Origin of the sequence: Sphingomonas phyllosphaerae FA2, from assembly GCF_000427645.1 — a bacterium.
GTDB lineage: Bacteria > Pseudomonadota > Alphaproteobacteria > Sphingomonadales > Sphingomonadaceae > Sphingomonas > Sphingomonas phyllosphaerae.
In genome coordinates this window covers 152,838-176,910 of record NZ_KE386571.1, presented here as the reverse complement: position 1 = coordinate 176,910, position 24,073 = coordinate 152,838, and the positions used below count along the sequence as shown (strand labels likewise).

The 24,073-nt window shown below is 67.1% G+C and carries 23 protein-coding genes and 1 tRNA gene; 12 read left to right on the top strand and 12 right to left on the bottom strand.

The genetic code is table 11. The features are described 5' to 3' along the window. Positions 1-15 precede the first annotated feature (15 nt). A complete protein-coding gene (metH, locus tag SPHPH_RS0101200; protein ID WP_028965052.1) occupies positions 16-2,688 on the top strand; it encodes a methionine synthase in 2,673 nt (890 codons plus the stop codon). 178 nt (positions 2,689-2,866) lie between these two features. Here the strand turns inward: metH and SPHPH_RS0101195 are convergent, their stop codons facing one another. The 5 genes from SPHPH_RS0101195 to SPHPH_RS0101175 form a co-directional block, all read right to left on the bottom strand. Beyond that, positions 2,867-3,898 carry a sensor histidine kinase gene (locus tag SPHPH_RS0101195; protein WP_028965051.1) on the bottom strand — a complete coding sequence of 344 codons (1,032 nt, stop codon included), beginning with the start codon at positions 3,896-3,898 and terminating at the stop codon, positions 2,867-2,869. Next, positions 3,895-4,347 (bottom strand): response regulator, encoded by a 453-nt coding sequence (locus tag SPHPH_RS0101190; protein ID WP_028965050.1) that lies wholly within the window; start codon positions 4,345-4,347, stop codon positions 3,895-3,897. Before SPHPH_RS0101190 ends, SPHPH_RS0101195 begins: the two co-directional genes overlap by 4 nt. Beyond that, entirely contained in the window at positions 4,344-5,852 is a 1,509-nt protein-coding gene (locus SPHPH_RS0101185; RefSeq protein WP_037487851.1) for a sensor histidine kinase, read from the bottom strand. Before SPHPH_RS0101185 ends, SPHPH_RS0101190 begins: the two co-directional genes overlap by 4 nt. A gap of 86 nt (positions 5,853-5,938) precedes the next feature. Beyond that, positions 5,939-6,709, bottom strand: a complete 771-nt coding sequence (locus tag SPHPH_RS0101180) for a 3'-5' exonuclease (protein ID WP_238302798.1) — start codon at positions 6,707-6,709, stop codon at positions 5,939-5,941. A 131-nt stretch (positions 6,710-6,840) separates the two neighbouring features. Then, entirely contained in the window at positions 6,841-8,130 is a 1,290-nt protein-coding gene (locus SPHPH_RS0101175) for an SWFGD domain-containing protein (protein WP_028965047.1), read from the bottom strand. 241 nt (positions 8,131-8,371) lie between these two features. Between SPHPH_RS0101175 and SPHPH_RS0101170 the strand changes: the two genes are divergently transcribed. The 4 genes from SPHPH_RS0101170 (at position 8,372) to SPHPH_RS18565 (ending at position 10,234) form a co-directional block, all read left to right on the top strand. Further along, positions 8,372-8,447: transfer RNA gene (locus SPHPH_RS0101170), tRNA-Ala, on the top strand. 10 nt (positions 8,448-8,457) lie between these two features. Further along, positions 8,458-9,231, top strand: a complete 774-nt coding sequence (locus tag SPHPH_RS0101165) for an NUDIX hydrolase (RefSeq protein WP_028965046.1) — start codon at positions 8,458-8,460, stop codon at positions 9,229-9,231. Between the two features lie 17 nt (positions 9,232-9,248). Next, positions 9,249-9,959 carry an extensin-like domain-containing protein gene (locus tag SPHPH_RS0101160; RefSeq protein ID WP_028965045.1) on the top strand — a complete coding sequence of 237 codons (711 nt, stop codon included), beginning with the start codon at positions 9,249-9,251 and terminating at the stop codon, positions 9,957-9,959. After that, entirely contained in the window at positions 9,950-10,234 is a 285-nt protein-coding gene (locus tag SPHPH_RS18565; RefSeq protein ID WP_037487847.1) for a barstar family protein, read from the top strand. The genes SPHPH_RS0101160 and SPHPH_RS18565 overlap by 10 nt, the downstream gene beginning before the upstream one ends. Before the next feature lie 3 nt (positions 10,235-10,237). Here the strand turns inward: SPHPH_RS18565 and SPHPH_RS0101150 are convergent, their stop codons facing one another. From SPHPH_RS0101150 to SPHPH_RS0101135, 4 genes are all read right to left on the bottom strand, one after another. Next, positions 10,238-10,777, bottom strand: a complete 540-nt coding sequence (locus tag SPHPH_RS0101150) for a hypothetical protein (protein WP_420329281.1) — start codon at positions 10,775-10,777, stop codon at positions 10,238-10,240. A gap of 248 nt (positions 10,778-11,025) precedes the next feature. Next, positions 11,026-11,319: a hypothetical protein gene (locus SPHPH_RS0101145; RefSeq protein ID WP_081668704.1), complete on the bottom strand. Its 294-nt coding sequence runs from the start codon at positions 11,317-11,319 to the stop codon at positions 11,026-11,028. Positions 11,320-11,380: 61 nt separating this feature from the next. Further along, a complete protein-coding gene (locus SPHPH_RS0101140; RefSeq protein WP_028965042.1) occupies positions 11,381-12,154 on the bottom strand; it encodes a transglutaminase-like domain-containing protein in 774 nt (257 codons plus the stop codon). A gap of 80 nt (positions 12,155-12,234) precedes the next feature. Continuing rightward, a complete protein-coding gene (locus tag SPHPH_RS0101135; protein ID WP_028965041.1) occupies positions 12,235-12,975 on the bottom strand; it encodes a Bax inhibitor-1/YccA family protein in 741 nt (246 codons plus the stop codon). A 121-nt stretch (positions 12,976-13,096) separates the two neighbouring features. On the opposite strand from SPHPH_RS0101135, the gene thpR reads away from it, so the two are divergent. Both thpR and SPHPH_RS0101125 read left to right on the top strand, forming a co-directional pair. Then, positions 13,097-13,660 carry an RNA 2',3'-cyclic phosphodiesterase gene (gene thpR, locus SPHPH_RS0101130; protein WP_028965040.1) on the top strand — a complete coding sequence of 188 codons (564 nt, stop codon included), beginning with the start codon at positions 13,097-13,099 and terminating at the stop codon, positions 13,658-13,660. A gap of 246 nt (positions 13,661-13,906) precedes the next feature. Beyond that, positions 13,907-15,457 carry a spinster family MFS transporter gene (locus SPHPH_RS0101125; RefSeq protein ID WP_028965039.1) on the top strand — a complete coding sequence of 517 codons (1,551 nt, stop codon included), beginning with the start codon at positions 13,907-13,909 and terminating at the stop codon, positions 15,455-15,457. A 96-nt stretch (positions 15,458-15,553) separates the two neighbouring features. Here SPHPH_RS0101125 and SPHPH_RS0101120 read toward each other — a convergent pair whose 3' ends face one another. Continuing rightward, the gene (locus SPHPH_RS0101120; RefSeq protein ID WP_028965038.1) at positions 15,554-16,096 is read right to left on the bottom strand and encodes a superoxide dismutase family protein; all 543 of its coding nucleotides are present in this window, start codon (positions 16,094-16,096) and stop codon (positions 15,554-15,556) included. 64 nt (positions 16,097-16,160) lie between these two features. Next, a complete protein-coding gene (locus tag SPHPH_RS18560; protein WP_051272768.1) occupies positions 16,161-16,967 on the bottom strand; it encodes a CDP-alcohol phosphatidyltransferase family protein in 807 nt (268 codons plus the stop codon). Between the two features lie 195 nt (positions 16,968-17,162). Between SPHPH_RS18560 and SPHPH_RS0101110 the strand changes: the two genes are divergently transcribed. The 5 genes from SPHPH_RS0101110 to SPHPH_RS0101090 all read left to right on the top strand — a co-directional run bounded on the left by SPHPH_RS0101110 (position 17,163) and on the right by SPHPH_RS0101090 (position 20,875). Beyond that, positions 17,163-18,269, top strand: a complete 1,107-nt coding sequence (locus SPHPH_RS0101110; protein WP_028965037.1) for an inositol-3-phosphate synthase — start codon at positions 17,163-17,165, stop codon at positions 18,267-18,269. Positions 18,270-18,281: 12 nt separating this feature from the next. After that, positions 18,282-19,013 (top strand): phosphocholine cytidylyltransferase family protein, encoded by a 732-nt coding sequence (locus SPHPH_RS0101105; protein WP_028965036.1) that lies wholly within the window; start codon positions 18,282-18,284, stop codon positions 19,011-19,013. Positions 19,014-19,102: 89 nt separating this feature from the next. Next, a complete protein-coding gene (locus SPHPH_RS0101100; RefSeq protein ID WP_028965035.1) occupies positions 19,103-19,294 on the top strand; it encodes a hypothetical protein in 192 nt (63 codons plus the stop codon). Positions 19,295-19,403: 109 nt separating this feature from the next. Then, positions 19,404-19,718 (top strand): hypothetical protein, encoded by a 315-nt coding sequence (locus SPHPH_RS18555; protein ID WP_051272767.1) that lies wholly within the window; start codon positions 19,404-19,406, stop codon positions 19,716-19,718. A 5-nt stretch (positions 19,719-19,723) separates the two neighbouring features. Further along, positions 19,724-20,875 carry a saccharopine dehydrogenase family protein gene (locus SPHPH_RS0101090; RefSeq protein ID WP_028965034.1) on the top strand — a complete coding sequence of 384 codons (1,152 nt, stop codon included), beginning with the start codon at positions 19,724-19,726 and terminating at the stop codon, positions 20,873-20,875. A gap of 98 nt (positions 20,876-20,973) precedes the next feature. On the opposite strand, the gene SPHPH_RS18550 is transcribed toward SPHPH_RS0101090, so the two are convergent. After that, a complete protein-coding gene (locus SPHPH_RS18550) occupies positions 20,974-24,066 on the bottom strand; it encodes a PAS domain-containing protein (protein WP_037487843.1) in 3,093 nt (1,030 codons plus the stop codon). Positions 24,067-24,073: the final 7 nt, after the last annotated feature.

The window sequence follows — 24,073 nt, the reverse complement described above, 5'->3', positions numbered from 1 at the left end:
TTTCAGAAAAGAACCATGACCACCTCCTCCACCCAATTCGTCAACATCGGCGAGCGCACCAACGTCACCGGCTCGGCGGCGTTCAAGAAGATGATCCTCGCCGGCGACTATAACCGCGCGGTCGAGGTCGCGCGCCAGCAGGTGGAGAATGGCGCGCAGGTGGTCGACGTCAACATGGACGAGGGGCTGCTCGACGCGCACCACGCCATGACGACCTTCCTCAAGCTGATCGCCGCCGAGCCCGATATCGCGCGCGTGCCGGTGATGATCGACTCCTCAAAATGGGACGTGATCGAAGCGGGCCTGAAATGCGTCAGCGGCAAGCCGATCGTCAATTCGATCAGCATGAAGGAAGGCGAGGAACAATTCCTCGCCCATGCGCGCAAGTGCATGAATTACGGTGCCGCGGTCGTCGTCATGGCCTTCGACGAAACCGGTCAGGCCGACACGCAGGCGCGCAAGGTCGAGATTTGCGAGCGCGCTTACAAGCTGCTGACCGGCATCGGCTTCCCGCCCGAAGACATTATCTTCGACCCCAACGTCTTCGCGGTCGCGACCGGGATCGAGGAGCACAACAACTACGGCGTCGACTTCATCGAGGCCTGCCGCGAGATCAAGGCGCGCTGCCCGCACGTCCATATCTCGGGCGGTCTGTCGAACCTGTCGTTCAGCTTCCGCGGCAACGAGCCGGTGCGCCGCGCGATGCATTCGGTGTTCCTCTATTACGCCATTCCCGCCGGCATGGACATGGCGATCGTCAACGCCGGGCAGCTCGACGTCTATGACGCGATCGATCCCGAGCTGCGGCAGGCGTGCGAGGACGTCATCCTCAACCGCGACCCCGAGGCCGGCGACCGGCTGGTCGCGCTCGCCGAGAAGTTCCGCGGCACCGATGCGGCGGCCGAGAAGCAGGCGGCGGAATGGCGATCACTGGAGGTGCGCAAGCGGCTCGAATATGCGCTGGTCAAGGGCATCGACGCGCATGTCGTCGAAGATACCGAGGAATGTCGCCAGCAGTTCGCGCGCCCGATCGAGGTAATCGAAGGGCCGTTGATGGACGGGATGAACGTCGTCGGCGACCTGTTCGGCTCGGGCAAGATGTTCCTGCCGCAGGTCGTGAAGTCGGCGCGCGTCATGAAGAAGGCGGTCGCGCACCTGATGCCGTTCATCGAGGCCGCCAAGGAGCCGGGCGCGAAGGGCAAGGGCAAGGTCGTGATGGCGACCGTCAAGGGCGACGTTCACGATATCGGCAAGAACATCGTCGGCGTCGTGCTCCAGTGCAACGGCTTCGAGGTGATCGATCTCGGCGTGATGGTGCCGTGGTCGAAGATCCTCGACGCCGCGAACGAAAATGACGCCGACATGATCGGCCTGTCCGGCCTCATCACCCCGTCGCTCGACGAGATGGTGACGGTCGCCGAGGAGATGCAGCGCGCGCAGATGCAGATGCCGCTGCTGATCGGCGGCGCGACCACGTCGAAGGTCCACACCGCGCTGCGGATCGCGCCTGCCTACACCGGGCCGGTCGTCCATGTGCTCGACGCCAGCCGCGCGGTCGGCGTCGCAACGACGCTGGTCTCCGACACGATCCGCGACGATTATGTCGCCGGGGTCGCCGCCGACTATCAGGCGGTGCGCGACGCGCGCGAGGGCAAGGGGCAGAACAAGCTGTTGCCGCTGGAGGAAGCGCGCAAGCGCGGCTTCGTCGCCGACATGGCGCTCAAGGCACCCGCCCCCGTACAGCCGGGCGTGCACGTCTTCGACGACTGGGATCTGGCGCATCTGCGTGAGTTCATCGACTGGACGCCGTTCTTCCGCGCCTGGGAACTGGCGGGCAATTACCCCGCGATCCTCACCGATGAGGTGGTCGGCGAAAGCGCCTCATCGCTGTTCGCAGACGCGCAGGCGATGCTCGACCGGGTCGTCTCGGAGAAGTGGCTGACCGCGCGCGGCGTCGCCGGGCTGTGGCCGTGCCACCGCCACGACGACGACGTCTGGGTCCACGACCGCCACAGCGTCGATCATCGCTCGCCCGACGGCGGCAGCGTGCCCGAGGGCTTCAACGTCCCCGATCTCGACCGCCGCAACGAACATTCGACGCGGCTGCCGTTCCTGCGTCAGCAGATTGCCAAGCGCGAGGGGCGCGCGAACATGTGCCTCGCCGATTTCATCGACCCGGCGGGCGACTGGATGGGCGGCTTTGCGGTCGGCATCCACGGCATCGACGCGCACCTCGCGCGCTACAAGGCCGACAACGACGATTACAACGACATCCTGCTGAAAGCGCTCGCGGATCGTCTTGCCGAGGCGTTCGCGGAGGCGCTGCACCAGCACGTCCGCCAGGAACTATGGGGCTATGCGCGCGACGAGCAACTGACCAACGACGCGTTGATCCGCGAGCAATATCGCGGCATCCGCCCCGCGCCGGGCTACCCCGCCTGCCCCGAACATTCGCTCAAGGTGCGGCTGTTCGAGATGCTCGACGCGGAGAAGAACGTCGGGCTGGAGCTGACCGAAAGCTTCGCGATGCTCCCGACCGCAGCGGTCAGCGGCTTCTACTTCGGTCATGCGCAGGCGGAATATTTCGGCGTCGCGCGGATCGGCGAGGATCAGCTGGCGGATTACGCGCAACGGCTGGGCGTCGACAAGGAGCGCGCCACCCGCCTGCTCCGCCCCAATCTCGACTGACCACGGTCGTCACGCAGCGATCAACCAGCGTCGCCCCTGCGCAGGCAGGGGCCCATGACTGTCGAATAAATCGCGGCATCTGACACATAGGCCATGATGCCTGTGTCAGATGAATCAACGAACGACAAAGACATAGGCCCCTGCCTCCGCAGGGGCGACGATTTACGGTCGAGCCGCCCTACCCCACCGCCGCCGCGACGATCGCGCGCGTGCCGCTATGCGTGCGATCATATTCGACGATCGAATCGAGGCTCTGCGCCATCGCACGGATCAGCCGCGTCCCCACGCCGGTCCCCTTCGGCGGGGCGTCGCCCAGCCCGATCCCGTCATCCTCGACCGTCAGCCGGAACCGCTCATCGCCATCCCGCGACAGCCGCACGCGCACCTCGCCCGGCCTGCCCGGATACGCGTACTTACACGCGTTGCTCACCAGCTCGGTAACAATCACCCCCAACGACACCGCGCGATCGGTCGGCAGCCGCAGCGGCTCGGCATGAAGCACCAAAGCGCGCGGGCAATCGTCGGTCGACCAGGTCTGCGTCAGCTCGTCGATCAGCTGCGTGAGATAATCGAACATGTCGACGTTCTCGACATCGTCGCCGGTATAGAGCCGCCGGTGAACCTGCGCGATCGCGCTGATCCGCCGCTGCGTATCCTCCAGCGCGGCACGCGCCGCCTCGTCGGTCAGCGCGCTCGACTGCATCCGAACCATCGCCGACACCAGTTGCAGCGAGTTGGCGACGCGGTGGTTCACCTCCGCCAGCAACGCCTCCAGCCGCGCATTGCTGGCGCGCAGATCATCCTCGGCACGCGCCTTGGCGCGTGTCAGCTGCGCGCGCTCGATCACCTGCCGGAAGGTCGCGTCGAGCAGGTCGAAGAAGTCGTCGCCCGGCGTCTTGACGATATAGTCCGCCGCCCCGCCGCGCAGCGCCGCCAGCGCGACCTGCGTCTCCTCCGACCCGCTGACATAGACCATCGCCGGCGCCTCGGGCAGCGCCGACAGCCGCGCCATCGTCTCCAGCCCGTCGATCCCCGGCATGTAATGATCGACCGCAACGACATCGAACGGCTCAGCCGCGGCCAGCGCCACCCCCGCCTCGCCGCCATCGGCGACCGTCACCTTATACCCGCGCCGCTCGAGCGCACGCGACACCAGCCGCCGGATGCCCGCGTCATCGTCGATATAGAGGATGCGGGGCGTTTCGATCATCCGTGCGCGTCACCCAGATCGGGAACCTGGATCACCGACAGGAACAGCCCCAATTGCCGGATCGCCTGCGCGAAGCTCTCATAATTCACCGGCTTGGTGATATAGACGTTGGCGCCCAGATCGTAGCAGCGCTGGATCTCGCGGCTGTCGTCAGTGGTAGTCAGCACCACGACCGGCGTGCGCTTGACGGGCCCGTCGCTGGTCTTGATCTTGGCGAGGATGTCGGTCCCGCTCATGTCGGGCAGGTTGAGGTCGAGCAGCACCAGCGCCGGGCCGTTGAGCTGCGGCCCGCTGGTATCGTTGAAGATATAATCGAGCGCGGTCGTGCCGTCGGTGAAGTGGCGGATCGGGTTCATGATCCCGGCGCGACGGATGTTCTTCTCGATCAGCCGCGCATGACCTTCGTCATCCTCGATCATCACGATATTGACGGATTGCGGCGCATTCATGGGTTGAGTTCCTGTTTGGCGACGACGAGCGGCAACGACACGGTGAATGCCGCCCCTTGCCCGAGTTCGGAGGCGACGTCGATCGAGCCGCCCAGTCGGAAGACGAGTGCGCGGACGGTGGCGAGCCCGATCCCCTCGCCCGGCCGGTCCTGCGCGCCCGATCGGCGGAACAGGTCGAACACGCGCTGATGATCGCGCGGATCGATCCCGCGCCCGTTGTCGCGGATCGTGTAATGCAGACGATCACGTTCGCGCCGTCCACTCACGGTGATGCGGCCCGGCACACCGGGCCGCAGATACTTCACCGCATTTTCAATCAGGTTCGAGAAAATCTGGTCCAGTGCGAGGCGATCACTCACCACCACCGGCAACGATCCCTGGACGGACAAGACGGTGTCGGTCTCCGACAACCGATGCGACAGCGTTTCGCCGATCTGCTGGATCAGCGCGGCAACGTCGATCTTCTCGGGCGCCAGCGCGCGCCGCCCCTGCCGCGACAGTTGCAGGATCGCGTTGATCAGCCGGTCCATTTTCTGCGTCGAGGTGCGGATGAAGCCGATCGCCTCGGGCAGATCCTCCGTTGCCGCCAGCCGCGCTTCCTCGCTCGCGACCGCGGGCGCCTCGGCATCGACGCGCTCGACCAGCGCGCGCAGCGACGACGCGGCGGTTTCCAGCTCGGCGGTGAAGCCCATCACATTGACCAGAGGCGAGCGCAGATCATGGCTGACGATATAGGCGAAGCGCTGGATCTCCTCATTAGCACGCGTCAGGTCCTCGGTGCGCGCCGCGACCATGTCCTCCAGCCCCGCATTGAGTTCGCGAAGCGCCTCGTCCGAACGCGCCAGATCGCGCGTGTACGACAGGATCGTCAGCGTCGAGATCACCGCCGCCACCGCCAGCACGACGCCGCCCAGCACGATCAACGTGTAGAAGGCGCTCTGGCTCGCGCGCAGTTCGGCGTCGCGATGCGTCATCAGCCGCCGCTCTACCTGCGCCATCCGATCGAGGACGTTGCGGATCGTCACGATGTCGCGCACCTCGGCATCGTCGGCGAAGGCCAGGATCGCATTGCGCTGATCCCCCGTCGCCAGCAAGGCGAGCGTCCGGTCCTGACGCGCCAGCAGGCTGCCCAGCTGCAGCCGCAATCCCTGCAGGTAGCGGCGCTGCGCCGGATTGTCGCGAACGAGCCCATCGATATGCGCCAGCGCGGGCGTCATCTGCGCGCGCGCGCGCTGGAAATTGGTCCGCGTCACCGTGCGATCGGGGATCAGCATCAACCCGCGCCGGGCCGCCTCGCTTTCCTCGACCAGCCGGCGGACGTCCAGCACCGCGCGTTCGACCTGATAGGTATGCTCGACCAGCCCCGTATGCAGCTCGTTTCGCTGCATCACCCGCACCGCGGCATAGCCGACCAGCAGCAGCGCGATGAAGCCGAGCGCCATCAGCGCGGTCATACGCCGCGCAAGCGTTCGATTGGTCGGAGCGGCGGCAGGCAGTTCGGCCATTACGCTTCCGTTATCGCCTGCTGGCGTGTCGCGCCAGCGAAGATGCAGCGTCACTGACTTAAGTTGCGCCGGACCTGTACTGAACCCTAGAGCAAAAGCTCCTGCGGGGTCATCCGCCCGACATGCCCGCCGCCTCGCCGCCGCGCCATCTCGGTCTCGGCGGTGAAACGGACGTCCGGATCGCGGTCGGTCATGAACTTGACGAGGCTTTCCTCCTCGATCTCACGCCACTCCTTGCCGCGATCCGGGCCATAGCGGACGCGCGGCAGCAGCCCCGGCTCGCTCGACCATTGGATCAGCTGCGCCACCGACGCCTCGTTCAACTGATCGCGCAGATGGTGCGCGGTGACATAGGCGTCGGGAAAAGCGCGGTGCGCGGGCAGCCCGCGTTCATGATCCAGCCCCACCGGCTTGCGCCAGTAACGCAGCACTTGGTTGGAATAGCTGGGCGAATCCGGCCACAGCCGCAACGCGCATTTCCAGGTGCAGATCCAGTCCGCGCCATGCGTCAACGCGGGCGTGCAGAATTGCTCCTCGAACGCCGCGCGATGCGCCGCCAGCGCGATGCGACGCGGATAGGGATCGAGCACCTGTCGCGCCACATCGTGCCACCACGGCGCTTCGGCGACATCCTCGTCGCGGATGTGGTGGACCGCCTGCGTGATCGCGGGCATCGGGCGGCCCGGGTTGACGAGGATGTTGCCTCCCTCGCCATACAACTCCCAGCGCCCGTCCGCCCCCAGCGCGACATCCTGCCAGCCGACCTCGCACACCGCGTGTGCGGGCGGGGCGGCGCCGGTGGTTTCGAGATCGATGACGCGAATGATCTGCGATTGCGTGCGGCGGGGATACATCATGCCCAGCCGATGTGGGCCTTTCGATCGCAAATTGCCACCTTTGGCGCCGCGCACGAAAAAGCCCCGGACCGTCCGGTCCGGGGCCTCCCGTCACAGCCGCGCCACCCTCCGGCAGCGCGTGCCGCACCAGCTCAATAGGTGCCGGAGAAGCTGCTGTTCAGATTGGTATCCTTCTGATCGGTCGTGCCGGTCGTCGTGCCCGTCGTGGTCGAACCGGTCGTCGTCGTGCCGCTGGTGCTCGTCGACGACGTGCCCGTCATCGAACCCTGCGTACGGTCGCGATCGTTGCCGCGATCACCATAGCCGAACATCGCCTGGCTCGATTCCTCGTTGCGCCAGTGTTGCTTGGCCTCTTCGGCGGTCTTGGACAGCGTCACCTTCTTGTCCTCGACCGACTTAAGCCAGCGCGACGGGATCGAGTGGTGCTGACCACCGGCGTCGACGTCGTTCTTGGTCAGCAGGATGCGGTCGCCGCGCACCTTGTCGACGGTGCCGACATGGCTGCCGTCCGAACCGACCACCTCGAAATGCTCCTGCACCTTGTCGAGCGACGCACGCTGCGTCTGACGCTCGGTACGGAAGGTCGAGAATTCATTCTCGAAGCGCGAACGGTTTTCCTGACGATATTCGTCATAGTCGCGGTCGAGCGCGGCGATCTGGCCCGAACGCCAGTTGTGATAGTCGCCGTCGCGGTCGGAGCGACCCTGCTGCTGGTAGTAACGCTCGTCATAGCGGCTGTCGGCCTCGCGACGACGCTCGGCATCCTCGTCGCCGAACCAGCTGCGGACCTCGTCGCCGGCGCGGGCGAAGAAGCCGCGATCGTCATAGTCGTAGCCCTGCGGCTGGCGGCCGTAATCCGCGCCGCGGTCGCGGTGGCGGCTCTGCGCGCCACCACGATAATTGTCGTCATCGTCGTGGCGACGCGATCCGACGTCGTTGAAACGACGCCCATCCGATCCGTAGCTGCCATGATAGTCGCCGCTCTGGCCATAGCCGGACGACTGACCATAGCGCTGCTGCTGGCCGTAACCGCCGCCCGAGCGCTCGCTGTAACGGTCGCGATAGTCGCTGCGCTGCCCGCTCGAATAGCCACGGTCCTCGCGGTCGCGATCATAGCTGCCGAAGCCGCCCTGCTGACGGCCATAGCTCTCGCGCTGGCCATAATTGTCACGGCCGTAGTTGCCCTGCCCATAGCTGTCGCGGCCATAGCTGCGCTGCGAATAATCGTCGCGCTGCCCATAGCGGCTGCGGTCGCTGCGATCGTCGTCGCGGTCGAATGCGCCCGCTGCCTGATAGTCGCGCGCGCTCGAATAGCTACCGGAGCGGCCGGCGCCATAATCGCGACCATAATCCTGCGTCTCGCTGCGCCCGTAATAATCGCCCTTGGGGTCGGTACCGCGCGGATAGCGTTCGTAGCCCATCATGATTCTCCTGCGTCAGACACGGGTCGCGCACCGCGTTGCGGCGTCACGCCAGTACGAGCAGAAAGCTGATCTGCGGCAGTTCGTTCCTGTCGTTACACTCGCACAACATTGTTTTCGTCGTGTGCGCGCACCGGCTGGCCGTCGATGATTTTTCGGCTTTCGGTCAGAAGCCCTGTTGCGTCACCCGCGGATCGCGTTTAAGGGCGTCGCTCCCGGCCAGGCCGGGGTATCGGCGGGCGGGGCTGTAGCTCAGATGGGAGAGCGCTGCAATCGCACTGCAGAGGTCAGGGGTTCGATTCCCCTCAGCTCCACCACCCGCCACCGATGACCGAACCTCCCCGAAAACCACCTGAAGCACGACCCGCCGCCACGCTGATCGTGATGCGCGATCGCGCCGATGCGCCACCCGACATCCTGATGGTCGAACGGGCCGGCGTGATGGCGTTCGCGCCGGGCGCGATGGTCTTCCCCGGCGGACGCGTCGATCCCGGTGACCATGATCTCGCCCGCGCGCTCGGCTTGCCCGACATCGACGAAGGCGCCGCCCGGATCGCGGCGATCCGCGAGACGATCGAGGAGGCCGGGCTGCCGATCGGCTTCGCGCGGACTCCCGACGCCGCCGCGATGGCGACGATCCGCGCCGCGCTTTGCAGCCAGATGTGCTTCGGCGAGGCACTGCGCACGATCGATGCGACGCTGGATCTCGATTTGCTGGTCCCGTTCGCACGCTGGCGCCCCGATTATAGCCCGGTTCGACGCTACGACACGCGGTTTTACCTCGCCCAATTGCCCCCCGACGCGCCCGCGCCGCAAGTCGACGGCACCGAAAATGTCCGCCTCTTCTGGTCGAGCGCACAGTCGGTGCTCGACGATGCCGATGCGGGGCGTCTGTCGCTGATCTTTCCGACCCGCCGCAACCTCGAGCGGCTTGCCCTGTTCCCCTCTCATGCGGCGGCGGTCGCGCAGGCCCGCGCCTATCCGATCCGCGTCGTGGTGCCGTGGTCCGAAACCCGTAACGGTAAGGAATATCTCTGCATTCCCGACGATCTCGGCTATCCCGTCACCGCCGAGCGCCGCGATCTGGTCCGGCGCGGGTAGCGCGCGCGGTCCGTCACATCGCCGGCTGGACCGTCGCGCTCGCCCTGTTCGCCACGCTCGCGCTCGTCGCCTGGGGCACGCTGCGAGGGCGTCCACAGGATCTACCGTGGACCCCGCTCGATCTCGGCCAACCGGTCGGGCTGTTCACCGGACGCAAATTGGCCGGACTGACCGGCGACGCCGCCTCGTGCCGCGGCTTGCTGACCCAGGCCGGGGTGCGTTTCACTGCCCTGCCCGCGCGCCGTGAGGGCCAGTGCGGCTATGACGATGCGGTACGGCTGACTGCCGGAGGTGCGCGGAGCACGACGCTATCTCCCGCCAATCTCGGCATTTCCTGCCCGGTCGCCGCCGCGTTGACGATGTGGGAGTGGAACGTCCTGGCCCCCGCCGCTCGTCGCCATTTCGACGCCCGCGTCACCCGCATCGACCATTTCGGCAGCTATTCGTGCCGCCGCCTATACGGTCGCGACACCGGCGCGTGGAGCGAACATTCGACCGCCGACGCGATCGACATTGCCGGCTTCCGCCTGTCGAACGGCACGCGGATCAGCGTCGCGCGCGACTGGAACGGGGGCGGCGCAAAGGCCGCGTTCCTGCGCGACGTGCGCGACGGCGCGTGCGGGCTGTTCGCGACGGTGCTATCACCCGACTACAATGCCGCTCACCGCGATCACTTCCATCTCGATCAGGCGGCACGCGGTGAGAAAGGCTGGCGCGCATGTCGCTGATAAAACTCGATGCACGCGATTGGCAGTCTCGCGAGGACTTCTGGGCAGCGCTGCTCCCGGCGTTGGGCGCGCCCGACTGGCACGGCCCCAACCTCGACGCGCTGTACGACGGATTGGTGGCGGGAGAAAATTGCGTCCGCCCGCCGCTAACGGTCGAAATCGCGGTCAGTACGCCCCTCCCCGAGCCACTGACCGCCTATCTCGACCGCGTCCGCGGGGTGTTCGCCGATGCGGCAAGCGATACGGGTCTGCCGATCGACTTCCGCCTCGTCTGAACGTCAGTGCGGCAGCGCGGCGGTGTCGACCTTCTCGACCCAGTGCGGGAAGAATGCCGGCTGCCGTGACGACCAGCCCGATGCGGTCGCCGCCGCCTCGCTGATCGACTGGAGCAACTGACGCCGCAGTTCCGGGTGCAGGTGCGGCATCGCCGCCGCCGAGCAGAAGGCGGAGGGCAGCCACGGACGGACCTTAGCCCCGACCAGCCGCTCGAACAGGAACCGGAATGCCGAGAAGGACGTGATCCGCCCCTGCCCCAGATCGAACGCCGCCAGCGTGATCAGCGGGGCCAGCACCTGCTCGGCCGCGTCGAGCCCGCTGTCATCGGGGACCAGCGCGCGGATCCCGTCGAGCCGCCGGTAATGCTGCGCCTGCGCGCGGATGCTCGCTGCCTCGACGATGTCGCGCGACCAGCGCGCCAGTGCATCGTCACGATCGAGACCGACATCAAGGCTGCGACGGATGTACCGCTGCGTCGCTGCCGGGAAGGTCGCAAACTCCTTCATCTCGGCCAGCGTCATCGCCCCTTCGGCCGCCTTCATTCTACCCATCGTCACACCCCGCCGTGCATGATCCAATGCCCGGAAGAATGCGCCAAAGTGGTTAACATCTGGCTTAACGGCGCCGTCTTCCGACTGTCACAAGTCAGCATGGAGCGTGCCGCACCGCAACATAGATGCGACGAACGGAGTAGTAACGTCAGATACGTAGGTCAGCGGCGGCAAGGCGCAAGAATCGACATGCCGCCGGTCCGGGCTCGACCCGAACCAGCGGCCTGAACGTAACAGCATCACGCGTCGCGCTGACGCTCCGCTTCCTCGGCGGCATCGAAGCCCGACGATGGCGCAGGCTCGCTTCTACCGGGCTGCGTGATCGATACCGGGTCCGACGCGTCCATCGTCTCGTCGAGGCCCGCGTCCAGCCGCGCATCCTCGCTCCCCGGGTGCTTGGCCAATCGCTTCTCGATGGAGCGGTCCTGCCCCGCATCCTGTCGCGCGTCCTTCGATCCGCCGGCATTGCCAGCGTCGGGCGCCACCGACAGGCTGTCGAGCGCGCGGTCGTCGATCGGGCTCGCTTCGGTCATCATACCCTCCTCATCCGGACACATTGGTTTACATCCCAACGCCGCTCGTGCACACCCGTTCCTACGGCAACCGCGTCACCCGCACGCGCTGCTCCCACAGGCTGGCGGTGCCGAAGATCGTCATGAACGCGATGTCGGTGGCGTCGCGCCCGACCCCGACCATCGCGATCTCGTCGGGACGCGCCATGCCCGTGGCGTCGAGCAGATGCCACGCACCGTCCAGCCACACCTCGGCGACCGCGTGAAAGTCGGGCGGATCGACCCCCGGCGCATAGACCGATGCGCAGCGCGCCGGGATCTCCGCCGCCCGCGCCAGCGCCACCAGCAGGTGCGCATAGTCGCGGCACACGCCGCGTCGCTCCGCGAAGGTATGCAGCGCCCCGCCGCCCGGTGCGACCGGCGCGTAATCGAGGTTGTCGCGCACCCATTCGGCGAGCGCCACCGCCAGCGCGCCACCGCTCAGTCCGTCGAAAGTGCGCCGCACGAAATGATCGAATCGGTCGGCTTCGCAATAGCGGCTCGGCAAAAGATAGGGGATCGTCGCCGCGGGTAGCCGCGCCGCCGGGGTGGCGGGCAACAGGTCGAGCCGGACCGCCGGTCGGTCGATCGCAACGATCGCATTGTATCGCGCTACCAGCCGATGCTCGGCACGCGCCCAGCACCGTTGCCCGATCCCGTCTTCGCCCGCAACCGCGCGGATCGGCTGATCCGACTCGATCACCAGCGACTGTGTCTCCAGCAGCTGATCGGGCAGCGCCGCGACCTCGATTTGCAGCAACACATCGGCGGGGGCGGGAAAACCGTAATCCAGCTCGGCCTCGATCGACAGGCGCATTCTCCCCCCTTTTCACGCAAGAGAAAGGGCCCGGCGGTTACCCGCCGAGCCCTAGACGTTCCGTCACTCAATCCCGCGGATCAGTCGCGGTTCCCGCCGAACAGGCGCAGGATGAACAGGAACATGTTGATGAAGTCGAGGTACAGGCTCAGCGCCGACATCACGACCGCCTTGCCCACCATCTCCGGGCCGTAACCAGCAACCTGGAAATACAGGCTCTTGGTGCGCTGCGTATCGTAGGCGGTCAGCCCCGCGAACAGCAGCACGCCGACCAACGAGATCAGCAGGCCGAGCGGCCCCGAATTGACGAACAGGTTGATCAGGCTCGCGACGATCAGCCCGACAAGGCCGATGATCAGGAACGTCCCGAACGCCGACAGATCACGCTTCGTCGTATAGCCGTACAGGCTAAGCGCCGCGAAGCCCGCCGCGGTGGCCGCAAACGCCTGTGCAATCGCGATCGGCGAATAGACGAAGAAGATCGACGACAGCGACAAGCCCATCGCGACCGCGAAGCCCCAGAACATCGCCTTCAGCGTCGAGGTCGAAAACTTGCCCTGTCCGAAGCTCATCGCGAACACGAACGCCAGCGGCGCCAGCGCTACGACCCAGCGCAGCGGCGTGCCGAACACCGCCTGCGCATAGCCCGACAACGCAAAGCCGAGCGCGACGATGCCGGTCAACAGTACGCCGGAGGCCATGTAATTGTAGACGGACAGCATGTACGACCGCAGGCCGGCGTCACGCGCCTCCGTGCGGGTGCCCGAAGCGGCCCCGCCAAACGGGGCAGCGGAGGGCCGGGGATCGGACCAATTGGCCATTGTCTCTTTGCTCCTTCATCCGAACGAATGGGTCGGATACGGGGAATATCGCGCGTCGGTTCCCGCTTTTCAAGCGAGGCGCAGCCGCGCATCCGATCCAGCAAAGGTTCGTTACAGCCCCATGCACCGCCTCTTCGTCGCGCTGCGCCCGCCCCCGGCGATCCGCACCCTGCTGCTCGACGTGATGGAAGGCCTGCCCGGCGCGCGCTGGCAGGACGACGAACAGCTGCATGTCACCCTGCGATTCATCGGCGAGGTCGACCGGCAACAGGCCGAGGACGTTGCCACCGCGCTCTCGCGCATCGCCGCGCCCGCGCCGACCGTGCGGCTTGATGGCGCGGGCACCTTCGACAAACGCGGCCGGATCGACACGCTCTGGGCGCGCGTCGTCCCGGTCGAGCCGCTCGCCGCGCTCCACCGCAAGGTCGACCAGGCGCTCGCCCGCGCCGGCGTCGCCCCCGATCCCCGTCGCTACCTGCCCCATGTCACGCTCGCCCGCTTCTCGCGCACCGCGGGTGATCCGGCGCTGATCGACCGCTGGATCGCCTCCCACGCCGCGCTCACCTCGCCCGACTTCACGATGCCGCACCTGACCTTGTTCGAGAGCATCCTCGGCCACGAGGGCGCACGCTACGAGGCGGTGGCGCGCTGGCCGCTTGGCGACGCGCCGTCACCCCGGACTTGATCCGGGGCCCCGCTTCTTCTTCAACGGGCAGCTAGATCAGGATGACGTGGGAACCGCCTCCCGTTCGTCATTGCGAGCGCAGCGAAGCAATCCAGAGCCGGACCAGGACGCCCTGGATTACCTCACTGCGCTCGCAGTGACGACTCCGGTTCGACATGACGTGCCCGCGTCGGCGAAGAAAACCGGGAAGCCTCCCCTTCCCTCGCTCCATTACTCTGATACGCTGCCGAAAAATCGGGAGGATGCATGGCCGGAGAGCAGGACGCCCGCGCGAGCGGCTATGCATGGTATGTGCTGGGGCTGCTGTTCCTGGTCTATGTCCTCAATTTCGTCGACCGGCAGGTGATCTCGATCCTCGCCGAGGACATCAAACGTGACCTCAACCTGCGCGACGAGGATCTCGGCTTCCTCTACGGCACCGCTTTCGGCGTCTTCTATGCCTTATTTGGCATCCCGCTCGGACGGCTGGCTGACAATTGGCATCGCGTCCGTCTGATGACCGCCGGACTGACGCTCTGGTCAGCAATGACCGCGCTGTCGGGGCTGTCCGCCAGCGGCGCGCAGCTCGCCGCCGCGCGCGTCGGAGTCGGAGTCGGCGAGGCGACCGCTTCGCCCTCGGCCTATTCGCTGATCTCCGACTATTTTCCGAAGCGGCTGCGCGCCACCGCGCTGTCGATCTATTCGGCGGGCCTGTATGTCGGGGGTGGCTGCTCGCTGTTCATCGGCGGACTGATCGTCCAGAACTGGAACCGCGCCTATCCCGGCGGCGGGCCGCTCGGGCTCAGCGGCTGGCAGGCGGCGTTCCTCGCGGTCGGCATACCGGGGCTGGTCCTAGCGCTGATCGTCGCGACCCTGCGCGAGCCGGTGCGGGGTGCGGTCGAGGGTCTGCCCACCCCGCCGCCACACCCGGCGCCGTTCCGCGCCTTCGGCGACGAGTTGGTGACGATCCTGCCGCCGCTCACCCTGATCGGGGTGGCACGGCTCGGGCAGCGCGCGCTGCTCGTGAACCTGGCGGGGCTCGCAGTCACCGTAGCGCTCGTCGCGCTGCTCCACGCGCTCGGCGAGCCGCTCCCGCAATGGATCGCGGTCGGCGTCGGCTTCTATGCGGTCTTCTCCTGGGGCTGCGCTTTGCGGCAGCGCGACCCGCCGACCTTCGCGCTGATCCTCGGCACCCCCGCCTTCCTCTGCGCCGTCGTCGCCTACGGGCTCAACGCGTTCATGGCCTATGCGTCGAGCTTCTGGGCGGCGCCCTATGCGATTCGCGTGCTCGGCGTCGCACCGGCGCAGGCCGGGCTGTTCATCGGCGGCGCGGGCGCGGCGGCAGGGTTCATCGGCGTCACCACCGGCGGTCTTATCGCCGACCGGCTGAGGCGCACCAACCCGGCAGGCCGGCTGGTGCCGGTGCTGGCCAGCGCGGTGCTGCCAGTGCCTTTCATGATCGCCGGCTACACCACGGCGGCGCCAGCGGTGCTCTACGTCTGCGTGTTCTGCGCGCAGGTCTTCGCGGCGTGGGGGCTCGGCTCCGCCGCTGCCGCGACGCAGGATCTCGTGCTGCCCCGGATGCGCGGCACCGCGACCGCGACCTTCTTCATCGGCACGACGCTGATCGGGCTCGCGCTCGGCCCCTATCTCGCTGGGCGGATCTCGACGCTCAGCGGCAGCCTGTCGACGGGTATGCTGTCGCTGCTGCTCAGCGTGCCGATCACGCTGGCGGCGGGGCTGGTCGCCTACCGCCGCTTCCCCGCCGCCGAGCGCACCCGCGAAAAACGGGCGCGGTCGGCGGGCGAGCCGATCTGACCTTCGGTCGCCCCGGACTTGATCCGGGCCCGCTTCTCTCTCGTCAGCCGGAGAAAAGCGGGATCCCAGATCGAGTCCGAGATGACGGAGTTGACCTCACGACGCCTGGAACACTCCGCAGGCGATCCGCCCGCCCGAATTGCCGCTCGGATCGGTCATCAGGTCGTCCGGGCCGGCGTGGATCACCATCGCCGCGCCATCTGCGTCGAGCAGCCCAGCCAGCGTCGCGCCCGGGATCACCGCGCCGATCGTTCCGCGCCCGTCGCTGCCGATCACAAGGTTCGGCAAGTCGCCCTGATGCGGCCCCTGCGGGTTCATCGTGCCATGCTTCTTCTGCGTCGGGTTCCAGTGCCCGCCCGCGCTGGCGAAGTCCGGCGCGTCGCAGCGCCCGACCATATGAACATGTGCACCATGCGTCCCCGCCGGCATCCCGGTCGCGTCGACAGTGAAGCGCACGCCGCCCGCCACTTCGGTCGCGCTCGCGCGGCCGACCGGTGCGCCCGTCGCTGTCGCCAGCATCGCCACCGCGCGCGCGCCGCCGGCGACCGGCGTGCCGGTGTCCATCTTGCCCTCGTCGTTGCACGCCGCCAGCGTCAGCACCGCCAGCCCGAGCCCCGTCATCGTCAGAACCTGTCGCATCGTCGCTCCTCCCTATGATCTATGTCGCGCCAACCCGCCGCCGCACGGCCCGGTTCCGGCATGGCTATTGATGCCCGTCCGCGATCAGCGCCGCGATCCGCCGCCCCAGATAGGCGGCCTGCATGATCGCCAGCACCAGCCCGATGTTGAGGACCACAATTTCGATCAGGAAGAACCATAACGGCGTCCCCGCGATCATGCACAGCCCCAACAGGATCGTGCGCGGATTGGCCCCGAGTACCGCCAGCAGCGGCAAGGCGCGCGACCCGACCGTCCGCGCGATCCCCGCGATCCGACGCCGCTCGGGCGGATCGGCCTCGGCGCTCGCCACCAGCGCGTTGACGCGCTGCGTCGGGCGGGACAGCGCATGCCACACGCTCAGATACAGGTTCGACAGCGCCACCCCGATACCGCGCCCGTCGGCCTTCGCATTCTGCAGCCACGGCGTATTATACGCCCACCATTGATAGGTCCGCCGCTGGCTCTCCGCGAAAACCGACTGCACCGCGCGGCTCAGCCCAGCGACGATCGCGATCGGCCACGCGATCCAGCCCACGCTGTCATCCAGCGCGCCCGCCAGCAACAGATACAGCACGCCATGCCCGGCATAGTCGCACAGGCCGTCGACGATCTCGCCCGACGGCGATGCACGACCCGACATCCGCGCCAGCGCCCCGTCCGCCCCGTCGACGACATGCCATCCGCAATGCAGCACGAAGCCGGTGGCGATCGCCACCGGGGATGCGACCCAGGCGTAGAGCACCGCCGTCACCATCACCATCACCGCGCCCGCGATCGACACCATGTTCGGCGTCACCGGAGTCGGCACCAGCGCCTTCGCCAGCCCATGCGCCAGCGGGTGGTACAGCACCCTGTTCAAAAAACCTTGCAGCTCACGCGGCTTTCCCGCCACAGCCGTTTCAGATTCGTTCACGCGGTCCCTCGCGAGATTGCCTCGGTGCGCCTATACAGCGCATCGGCTCGCTTGACAGATGCCACGTATCTGTCACGAAGCGGCAACGTAAAATGGCTTTTCGTCCGACTAAGCGTCGGCAAGTGGGGTAGAATGGCGACGATCAAGGTTGCGGTTATCGGTGTCGGCAACTGCGCAAGCAGCCTAATTCAGGGTAAATATCACTACGCCGGCAGCAATACCGCCGCGGGCCTGATCCACGAGGACATCGGTGGATACAAGGTGGGCGATCTGGAGTTCGTCGCCGCATTTGACGTCGACTCGCGCAAGGTCGGCCTTGATCTGAGTGAAGCGATTTGGGCCAAGCCCAATTGCACCAAGGTCTTCCATGCCGACGTGCCCAAGACCGGCACGATCGTGAAGATGGGCGCAAAGCTGGACGGCGTCGCGCCGCACATGCTGACCGCGGCCAACGATCGCGGGTTCGAGATCAACGACACCCGCGACGCCGAGAAGGCGGAGATCATCGCCGAGCTGAAGAACTCGGGCGCCGAGATCCTCGTCAACTTCCTGCCGGTCGGCAGCCAGGAGGCGACTGAATTCTACATGGAGTGTGCGCTCGAGGCCGGTCTCGGCGTCGTCAACTGCATGCCCGTGTTCATCGCGTCGCGCCCCGAGTGGGAGAAGAAGTTCGCCGACGCGGGCCTGCCGATCATCGGCGACGACGTGAAGGCGCAGGTCGGCGCGACGATCGTCCACCGCGTGCTGTCGAACCTGTTCGGCCAGCGTGGCGTGACGATCGATCACACCTATCAGCTCAACACTGGCGGCAACACCGACTTCATGAACATGCTCGACCGCAACCGGCTGGCGAGCAAGAAGGAGTCGAAGACCGAGGCAGTGCAGGCGGTGATCGCCGAGCGGCTGGCGGACGAGAACATCCACGTCGGTCCGTCGGACTATATTCCGTGGCTGGGTGACAACAAGCTGTGCTTCCTGCGGCTTGAGGGCGACCTGTTCGGCGGCGTGCCGATGAACCTCGAACTGCGCCTGTCGGTCGAGGATTCGCCGAACTCGGCAGCGGTCGTGGTCGACGCGATCCGCTGCGTGAAGCTCGGGCTGGAGCGTGGGATCGGTGGCGCGCTCGAAGGCCCGTCGGCGTTCTTCTGCAAGCACCCGCCGCAGCAGGTGACCGACGACGTGGCGGCCGCGATGACCAACGAGTTCATCCACGCCGACGCGCGCCTCGCCGCCGAATAAGGCTTCTCGACCTTGCACGCGCTGATCGTCGCGGCCGGCTATGGCAGCCGGCTGCGCGAGGTGTCACCCTCGAAACCGCTGACGCTGGTCCACGGCGTCCCGCTGATCGAGCGCGTGCTGCACGCCGCCCGCGCGGGCGGCGTCACCGACGTCACCGTCGTCACCGGCCATGAAGCGGAGCGGCTCGAACGCCATCTGGCGCTCGCCGCTGCGACGCTCGATTTGCCGGTGCGCTTCGTGCGCACGCCCGACTGGTCGCTGTCGAACGGCCATTCGGTGCTGACGGGCGCCGAGGCGATCGGTGCGCGGCGGCACTTGCTGATGATGGCCGACCATCTCGTCGACCCGGCGCTGATCGCCTCCGTCATCGCCGCCCCTGAGGCGGCGCTGACGCTTGGGGTCGATCGCCGGCTCGACAATCCGCTCGTCGACATGGACGACGTCACGCGCGTGCGTGCGGAAGGCGACCGGATCGTCGCGATCGGCAAGCATCTGCCCGATTATAATTGCTTCGATACCGGAGTGTTCGCGGTCGACGTTCGTTTCCACGACGCGCTGCGCGCCTCAATCGCGGCGGGTGGCGCGGGGTCGATCTCGGCCGGGGTTGAGGCGCTCGCACGGAGCGGCGAGGCCAGGGTGCTCGACATCGGCGATGCCTGGTGGCTCGACGTCGATGATGCCCGCGCCCTGGCGCAGGCGGAGGCCGCAATAGCCGACCGCGACGCGCATCAGCACGCCGCTTGACAGCAACAAAACCTCACCGGCCAGCCCGGAACACGCCCGCAACACAGGTTATTACACCCGACGATTGTTTCGATCGCCGGAGAATAGCCATGTCGCACGACCATCGCCCGATCGGCCAGCGCAGCAGCGCCGGCTGGCCCGCCCTGCTGGCGATCTGCATCCTGATCGCAGGCGTCCTCTATCTTACGCTCGGACGCAACGAACCTGCGGCCCGCGTCAAACCCGCCACCGGCTCGGCACAGGCGATGGCGCTGGCGGCGGAACAGCCCGCGCGGCGGTAGTGTCCCATCGCCCCGAACTTGATCCGCATCTGCGCTTCTTCTCATCATTGATGGGGCAACGGCGATGGAGACAAAGGGATCATCACTTCGATCCGCGCGTTGCTCCACCATGACCGACCCCGTCGACCCCCAGCATCGCCGCCGGACCGCCTTCGACAAGGACACCGGCAAATTCGGCCAGGGCTATACGCTCGACGACGAGCGCGCGCTCGCCGCGGACATGCCTGCCGGCTCCGTCGCTCCACGCCCGTCGCAGCTGGACGAGTCGGAGGGCGACGTCGGCCGCCGCGCCTCGTTCGATCCTGCGACCGGGGCGGTGCGCGGCAGCGGCGCGAGTGCTGGCGGCGGCCATGACGGCGAGGACCCAAGCGACGATCGTGCCGGCGGCTCCGGTGCGCCGCTGACCGGGGTCGGCACGGACTGACGATCATGGCGGCCGAATTCGACATCGTCCTGTTCGGCGCGACCGGCTTCACCGGCAAGCTCGTCGCCGAATATCTCGCCCGGCGCGACCTGGATGGGATGCGCTGGGCGATCGCCGGTCGCTCCGCCACCAAACTCGCCATGGTCCGCGACGAGTTGGCAATCGACGTGCCGATGGTCATCGCCGACAGCGACGACGCCGCCACGCTGGAGGCGATGTGCCGCCGCGCCACGGTCGTCATCAGCACCGTCGGCCCCTACCAACTCCACGGCAGCAAACTCGTTGCCGCCTGCGCCGCCACCGGCACCGCTTATGTCGACCTGTGCGGCGAGCCGGCGTGGATGCGCCAGATGATCGACGCGCATCACGACGAAGCGCAACGCAGCGGCGCGCGGATCGTCTTCTCGTGCGGCTTCGATTCGATTCCGTTCGATCTCGGCGTGATGACCTTGCAGGAGGCTGCGTTAGCACGCTTCGGCACGCCGGTTCCCCGGATCAAGGCGCGAGTCCGTCATATGAAGGGCGGCTTCTCCGGCGGCACCGCGGCCAGCCTCAAGGCGACGCTCGCCGCCGCCGCGCGCCAACCGTCGCTGCTGGGATTGCTCAGCGACCCGTTCGCGCTCACCCCCGGCCACGCCGGCCCGCACCAGCCGACCGGGCTGCTCCCCGAGTTCGACCCGACGCTCCAGTCGTGGGTGGCACCTTTCATCATGGCGCCGATCAACACCAAGAACGTGCACCGCACCAACTTCCTGCTCGGGCAGCGCTGGGGCGATCTGGTCTATGACGAGATGGTGGTCGCCGGGCTTGGCGATCTCGCCAAGGCAGCGGCGGAAGCGCTGGCCAAGCTCAATCCGTTCGCCGGCGATAAGCGCCCTAAGTCAGGCAAAGGCCCGTCGAGGGAGGAGCGGGACGCCGGCTATTTCGACATCCTTTTTGCCGGGCTGATGCCTGACGGTACCCGCATCGACGCGGTCGTAACCGGGGACAGCGATCCCGGTTACGGCTGCACGTCGAAGATGCTCGCCGAGAGCGCGCTGTGCCTGCTCCACGACGTGGAGGGCGCGGGCGGCATCTGGACGCCCGGCGCGATCATGGGAACGTCGCTCCGCGACCGTCTGATCGCCCGGGCCGGAATGACGTTTACCGCGGGTTGATCTCACGCGTCGCCCCGGACGTGATCCGAGGCCCCGCTTCTTTCTTCTGTCGAATAAAAGCGGGATCCCGGATTAAGTCCGGGATGACGGAGTGGAGCTCACCCCTCTTCCTCGCGAGCCTTCTCGCGCACGTTCTGCCCGCCCAGCAACGCCAACAGATCACGCGCGCTATACGGCTTGGGCAGCAGGTGCATGTTCGGCTCCTCCACCTTCACCGCGCCAATGTCCCCGCTCGCGACGACGATGCGAACCCCCGGATGCAGCTCCGCGGCGCGCGCCGCCAACTCCAGCCCCGACGATCCCGGCAGGTGCACGTCGGTTACCAGCACGTCGATTGGCGCGGTCTGCAACGCGGCCATCGCTTCCTCGGCGCTCGCCGCATCGACCACGACATGCCCCGCCTCCTGCAACACCTCGGCGGTGGCGCTGCGGATCAGCATATCGTCCTCGACCAGCAGGATCGTACGCCGCTCACCTGCCGGCTCCGCAACACGCGGCAACGGTTGCGGACGCGGCGCGACGCTCTCACGACGCTGCCCCTGCTGGGCGAGGACATGCCGGATCTTCCGCGCCAGCGCTTCACGCGTGTACGGCTTGGACAGCAGCTCGACACCCGCATCCAGCCGCCCGCCGTGAACGATCGAATTCTCGGTGTAGCCGCTGGTGAACAGCACCGCGAGGTTTGGCAGGCGCTGGCGTGCCTTGCGGGCCATTTCCGGGCTCTTTAGCGTGCCCGGCATCACCACGTCGGTGAACAGCAGGTCGATCGCGATGCCGCTTTCGACAACGCTTAGCGCGCTTTGCGCGTCCACCGCCTTGAGCACGCGATAGCCGAGATCGCCGAGCATCTCGACCACCGTCGCGCGAACCTCGTCGTCGTCCTCGACCACCAGCACCGTCTCGGTGCCGCCGGTGACCGGGCTGTTGTCGAGCACCACCTCCACGTCCTCACGCTCCATCGCGCGCGGCAGATAGAGGCGGATCGTCGAGCCGTGGCCCGGCTCCGAATAGATGTTCACATGCCCGCCGGACTGTTTGACGAAGCCATAGACCATCGACAGCCCCAGCCCCGAGCCCTTGCCCTCCGCCTTGGTGGAGAAGAACGGCTCGAACACCTTGGCGACCACATCGTCGGACATGCCGCACCCGGTGTCGGTCACCGCCAGCATCACGTATTGTCCCGGCTCGACCTCGTCATGGCGGCGCGCATAATCGTCGTCCAGATGCGCGTTCGCCAGCTCGATCGTCAGCTTGCCCTGCCCCTCCATTGCGTCGCGCGCATTGATTGCGAGGTTCAGCAGCGCATTCTCGATCTGGCCGGGATCGATGAAGGTGTTCCACAATCCGCCGCCGAAGATCGTCTCGACCTCGATCCCCTCGCCGATCGCGCGGCGCAGCATGTCGTCCATCCCGCGCACGAAGCGCGTGACGTTGACGACCTTGGGCTCCAGCGCCTGCCGCCGCCCGAACGCCAGCAACTGCGCGGCCAGCCGCGACCCGCGCGACACGCCCGCCAGCGCGTTCGCGACGCGCGTCTCGGCACGCTCGTTGCCGGCGATATCCTTCTGCAACAGCTGGAGATTACCCGAGACGACCTGCAGTAGATTGTTGAAATCGTGCGCGACGCCGCCGGTCAGCTTGCCGACCGTCTCCATCTTCTGCGCCTGCGCCAGCTTGCGCTCGGCGGCGTGCCGCGACGCGATCTCCTCGATCACGCGCGTCTCCAGCGTTTCGTTGAGCTGACGGAGCTGATCCTCGGCACGCTCGCGATGGCGCACCTGCCGTTCGAGCTGCTCGGCATGGCCGCGTAGCGCTGCCTCGGCGGCGCGTTGATGCGTGATGTCGGTATGGACGCCGACCCATTCCGCAACCTCGCCGTGCGAGTCGATCCGCGGCACCGCGCGCACCGCAAAGGTCCGCCACGTCCCGCAATGGCGGCGGACGCGATGCTCGAAGACGAAGGTCGACTTAGACTCGACCGCCTTGCGCCACGCGGTCACCGTCGGCTGCGCGTCGTCGGGGTGGACCGCATCGGCCCAGCCATAGCCCTGATATTGCTCGGGCGTCTGCCCGGTCAGCATCGCCCAGCCGAGCTGCTCGCCGACCATCCGCCCCTCGGCGTCATTGGTCCAGAGCACGCCGTGCATCGCCTCCATCGCGGCGCGGAACCGCGCGTTGCTGGCGTGGAGCGCCTCCTCGCGCCGCACCCGCTCCTCGACGTCGAGCACGATCACCTGGAAGCCGAGCACCGCGCCCTGTTCATCGAAGCGCGGCAGGTAACGGATGTCAGCGCGACGCCACGATCCGTCGCCATGCTGGATCAGCGAATCCTCGACGATCGTCTCGCCAGCCAGCGCGCGCTCCATCGCCGGCCGGCGGCGCTCAAAATTATCCGCGCCGATCACGTCGGAGGCGTGGCGGCCGATCACATCATCGGCGCCAATCCCGAACCACTCATAATAATGCTGGTTGGCGTAGCGATAGACCAGATCGCGGTCGATGAACGATACCAGCAGCGGCAGCGCGTCGGTGACCATCCGCAACTCGCCCTCACTGGCAGCGAGCCGCCGCTCCAGCAACAGTCGGGTCGTATTGTCGATCACGGTGCACAGCACCCCGCCGGGCTTGCCGTCGCCCTCGATCACCGGCGTGTAGAACAGGTCGAAGAACAATTCGGTCGGTCCGCCCTCGCGCATCAGCGTCAGCGGCTGATCGCGATAGCTGACGACCTCACCCGCCAGCCCGCGGTCGATGATCGCACGATTCCACTCCGCGATTTCCGGGAACACCGCGGCCGCAGTCTTGCCCATACCGCCGGGATGGCGCGCGCCCAGTACCTCGCGATAGGCGTCGTTGTAGAGCAGCACGCCGTCACGGCCCCACATCAACACCTTGGGCACCGGCGAGTTGACGACGTTCGCCACCGTCACGCGTAGCGTCGGCGACCAGCGGTCGACCGGGCCCAATGCATGGCGCGACCAGTCGCCGTCGCGGATCATTGCCCCGCACTCTCCGCCGCCGACCGGCCAGCCGCGCAGCACCTCGCGCGACGAACCGCCGTCGCGCAGCAGCTTCAGCGCGGTGCGTACGACCTCGCTGGCATTGCCGTAATCGCCCGTTGCCAGACTGTCCGTGACGAAGGCTTCCAGTTCCGGGGTGAGCGAAACGTTGCGCGATTGACGTTGGGCCATGATGCGA

Bases quoted from the DNA above. Each gene is read 5' to 3' on its own strand.
- SPHPH_RS0101180 (WP_238302798.1), bottom strand. From the start codon at position 6,709: ATGATGTATCCCCGCCGCACGCAATCGCAGATCATTCGCGTCATCGAT.
- SPHPH_RS0101165 (WP_028965046.1), top strand. From the start codon at position 8,458: ATGACCGAACCTCCCCGAAAACCACCTGAAGCACGACCCGCCGCCACG.
- SPHPH_RS0101140 (WP_028965042.1), bottom strand. From the start codon at position 12,154: ATGCGCCTGTCGATCGAGGCCGAGCTGGATTACGGTTTTCCCGCCCCC.
- metH (WP_028965052.1), top strand. From the start codon at position 16: ATGACCACCTCCTCCACCCAATTCGTCAACATCGGCGAGCGCACCAAC.
- SPHPH_RS18550 (WP_037487843.1), bottom strand. From the start codon at position 24,066: ATGGCCCAACGTCAATCGCGCAACGTTTCGCTCACCCCGGAACTGGAA.
- SPHPH_RS0101120 (WP_028965038.1), bottom strand. From the start codon at position 16,096: ATGCGACAGGTTCTGACGATGACGGGGCTCGGGCTGGCGGTGCTGACG.
- SPHPH_RS0101135 (WP_028965041.1), bottom strand. From the start codon at position 12,975: ATGGCCAATTGGTCCGATCCCCGGCCCTCCGCTGCCCCGTTTGGCGGG.
- SPHPH_RS0101125 (WP_028965039.1), top strand. From the start codon at position 13,907: ATGGCCGGAGAGCAGGACGCCCGCGCGAGCGGCTATGCATGGTATGTG.
- SPHPH_RS0101110 (WP_028965037.1), top strand. From the start codon at position 17,163: ATGGCGACGATCAAGGTTGCGGTTATCGGTGTCGGCAACTGCGCAAGC.
- SPHPH_RS0101100 (WP_028965035.1), top strand. From the start codon at position 19,103: ATGTCGCACGACCATCGCCCGATCGGCCAGCGCAGCAGCGCCGGCTGG.
- thpR (WP_028965040.1), top strand. From the start codon at position 13,097: ATGCACCGCCTCTTCGTCGCGCTGCGCCCGCCCCCGGCGATCCGCACC.
- SPHPH_RS0101190 (WP_028965050.1), bottom strand. From the start codon at position 4,347: ATGAATGCGCCGCAATCCGTCAATATCGTGATGATCGAGGATGACGAA.
- SPHPH_RS18565 (WP_037487847.1), top strand. From the start codon at position 9,950: ATGTCGCTGATAAAACTCGATGCACGCGATTGGCAGTCTCGCGAGGAC.
- SPHPH_RS0101150 (WP_420329281.1), bottom strand. From the start codon at position 10,777: ATGAAGGCGGCCGAAGGGGCGATGACGCTGGCCGAGATGAAGGAGTTT.
- SPHPH_RS18555 (WP_051272767.1), top strand. From the start codon at position 19,404: ATGACCGACCCCGTCGACCCCCAGCATCGCCGCCGGACCGCCTTCGAC.
- SPHPH_RS0101175 (WP_028965047.1), bottom strand. From the start codon at position 8,130: ATGGGCTACGAACGCTATCCGCGCGGTACCGACCCCAAGGGCGATTAT.
- SPHPH_RS0101185 (WP_037487851.1), bottom strand. From the start codon at position 5,852: ATGGCCGAACTGCCTGCCGCCGCTCCGACCAATCGAACGCTTGCGCGG.
- SPHPH_RS0101195 (WP_028965051.1), bottom strand. From the start codon at position 3,898: ATGATCGAAACGCCCCGCATCCTCTATATCGACGATGACGCGGGCATC.
- SPHPH_RS0101090 (WP_028965034.1), top strand. From the start codon at position 19,724: ATGGCGGCCGAATTCGACATCGTCCTGTTCGGCGCGACCGGCTTCACC.
- SPHPH_RS0101145 (WP_081668704.1), bottom strand. From the start codon at position 11,319: ATGACCGAAGCGAGCCCGATCGACGACCGCGCGCTCGACAGCCTGTCG.